Genomic DNA, 3,447 nt, shown 5'->3' on the forward strand with positions numbered 1-3,447 from the left:
GTTAACACCAACTTTGTGAAGTACAGTATTCTTGTGAGCTCTCCACTGCAAAACATTCTCCGCGCTTTTGCCCATAGGAACTATCGTTTCTACTGGACAGGTCATGCAATTTCCCTAATTGGTACTTGGATGCAGACACTTGCCCAAGGATGGTTGGTTTGGCAAATGACCGAATCACCCTTTTGGCTGGGAATTGTTAGTGCAATGTCGCAATTACCTTCCTTGCTGTTTGGCTCTTTCGGCGGCGTTTTGGTTGATCGCGCTGGAAAGCGCAAACTCCTTTTGATTACCCAAGCTGGACTTGCAGTATCTGCAGCCGTTATGGCATTTATTACCCTTGCCGGTTTCGTGCAATTGTGGCATATTGTGTTAATTGCAACCCTTTCTGGCTTGTTCGCGGCGGTCGATGCGCCAGCTCGGCTTTCTTTCATTCAGGATCTGGTTGGAAAAGAAGATCTTGGAAACGCGGTAGCACTAAACTCATCTACTTTCAACGGTGCCCGTTTAGTAGGTCCCGCTATCGCTGGATTGTTAGTACCCATTGTTGGCGAAGGAGGATGCTTCCTACTCAACTCGTTATCGTATGCAGCGCTTATCATCGCCTTGTTGCAAATGAAAGAGTTGCCCCACACTCATAAACCAACAAAGTCGGTGTTCCATGAATGGCACGAAGCATTCAATTTCATCCGACACTCGCCAATTCATCGTACATTGATTTTGAACACACTTGTGTTTGGTGCGTTTGGTTTTGCTTATACAGTATTAATGCCGGTCTTTGCCGACAAAATCCTTGAGATTGGAGTGCGCGGATTAGGGATGCTGATGGGTACAATCGGTGTCGGAGCTTTATTCGGTGGACTGTGGCAAGCTTCACTTCCGAATGGGGCAAAACGTGGTCGGTTAGTAATAGGTGGTGCGGTTGGTCTCGCAATCGGTGCCTTAGGCTTTTCTTTTTCCCGCTCACTTCCGTTGTCATTGGTTTTGTTGGCTTTTGTTGGGTTCGCAGGAATCTCAATGCTGGCATCCACCAACACACTTCTCCAATCCCTTGCACCCGACCACTTGCGCGGAAGAGTGATGGGCTTTTATACGACGGCATTTTTAGGAATCTCACCGATTGGAAACTTTTTAGTTGGTTCTATTGCATCGAAACTCGGAGCTTCTTATGCAATGGCTGTCGTGAGTTTATTCTGCTTGTTGTATGCTGTAACTACGATCATCTGGAACCCAAAACTCAAATCGGTCTAATCCCCCGAGAGCCGCACTAATTTTCGCTTTGAGTAGTCATCGATTTGCATTCTTCTTAGTAGGAAAATATATTATGGACATTGTGAAATAGGCGTTTTGTGTATATTTAACACAAGAGTGTTTGTCAAAGAATAAACGTTGTAAATGATCGCGTTTACACTTAAGGTGCACCGATTGGGATAATTGAAACAATAATTTTATTAAATGCTTATTTGTTAATCATTTAGCATAGAGCAAGTTTGCTGGTTTAAACCTAAAACATTGGGAGACTGTGTTTGAACGACATGCCAACGGACAAACCAGAATCACTATCTGACTTTGAACTGCCTCCCCGTAAAACCAATCTTCCTGGAGGACCGGAAATGAAGATTGAACGCGGGGACGCTTCGATGTCGCTTCAAGATCCTACTGTTGATTCCAACAACGATTATGCAGCATTCAATCCTCACAAAGAGAGTTCTTTTACCCCAAGTACTTTAAGGGAGTCGGCACCATCAATTCCAGCTCCTCCCGCCTCGGAGGGTAGACAGAAAGGTCTGAAATCACCACTGTTAGATCTTTCCGATTTATTACCACATGGGATTTCCCCCCAACAATTCCTCGCGGGGCAAAATCAACCATCCGAACCGCTACTGGAGACTCCAACTACCCCGCAATCCTCATCAATGGTCGATTTTGAACTACCGCCTCTCCCGATCATCGGGTCTGATGATTCGGATTCGGAAGAGCTAAATAAAATTGAACATGCGATGGAGCGGCATTTAAAGCCAAAAGATCCCCTCGAAGCGTGGACAAAACCTGTCGCTCCAAAGGCATCCGATTCGCGGCCTCCAGCCACAGGAAAACAATCCAGTGGACCCGTAATCCTCCAAAGTATTGCTGTTTTTGATGAAGTTTCTGCCGCCTATAAACAGCCCCGTGCCATTGTGAAAATTGGTGTCGAGGTATCTCGGGCTGGAATAAAGTGGGTTGCAATACAGCCCACGAAAAACCGATCCCAGCTGGTTGGATACGGCTTCGATGAGTTTGATCCGGAACAGCGTAACGATTCCAACGGAAACTACTTGTTAGCAATAGAACGGATACGTGACATTGCTTCCCGTTTTAAGAGTAGAATTGCATTCCGGTTAGTTATCGATGAACATCTTCCGATTCAGGTCAAACTGGTTGAATTGCCTCAGTTAGCTGGTGAAGAAGAGAAACGTGCAATTGATTTTGCTGTGCGCGAAGAGTTGCCCTTTACAGAAGACCGACTCGAGTTTCGGCAGTGGAAACTATCCAGCCAAAACGCTGTAAACCAGTGGTTATTGCTTCCGTTCGATCATATAGAGTTAGAGGAAAAACTACACACCAGTCAACGGTTGGGTATCGCAATTGAAGGATTATATCCACAGATACTTATCCGTAGTAAAGTGCTGACCAACCCAGCCATCTCTGATTCTGGAGCCTATGCAGTGTTGGATGTCGGTGCGACGCAGTCGACCATGGTCATCATGAATGGCGATATCCCAGTGATGTTGCGCGACATTCCAGTTTCTGGCGATGATTTTACCCGTGCCTTGATTCCCAAGAAACTCTCACCAGCTGTTACACCACAGGGTGCATGGAAAGAAGCTGAGCGAATCAAGTACAAATACGGTTATCCCGGACTATCTACTCACGGTCGAACCGATGGCTTGCTGACGGTAAACGAAGTCAACACAGCTTTACGACCATTGATCGAAACCTTTACCGAAGAGTTACAGCGTTCACTGTCGTTTTATGCAGGAAAGTTCCACGACCACCCAATTAAAAAAATCATCCTCATCGGCGGTGGTTCACAGATGAAGCGGTTTCCGGAAGAACTATCGGCAAGAACAGGGATTCCGGTAGAGTCGGTCAACACGTCCGATTGGGTATCAGTACCGGAACAACTCTATTCAACGTTTGTAAACAACTCCGCCAGCTATTTAACAGCGACATTAGCTGCGTTAACCCCATGGACGACACCGCTTAACCTCTTGCCGAAAACGGAAATCAGGAATCTAAAATTAAGGGCGAAAGAACCGTTAGTAGCGATTCTTGGAGGGGCGGTTGTTTTATTGCTGTTGATTATTCAAATCATTGCCGAAGTAGCGTTAATCAAAACCAAACACGAGCAACAACAACTCTTCAACCGATTGATGGCATTGGAACCCGTGCATCAAGAGTATACCTCGC

2 protein-coding genes are annotated in these 3,447 nt (G+C 46.0%); both read left to right on the forward strand.

The features are described 5' to 3' along the window. On the forward strand, positions 1-1,248 hold a 1,248-nt coding region (locus OEM52_14510), incomplete at its 5' end, for an MFS transporter (GenBank protein ID MDK9701347.1). Between the two features lie 362 nt (positions 1,249-1,610). Next, positions 1,611-3,447: pilus assembly protein PilM (gene pilM / locus OEM52_14515; protein MDK9701348.1), on the forward strand; the 1,837-nt coding region annotated here is incomplete at its 3' end.

It is taken from the genome of bacterium, assembly GCA_030247525.1.
Lineage (GTDB): Bacteria > Electryoneota > JAOADG01 > JAOADG01 > JAOADG01 > JAOTSC01.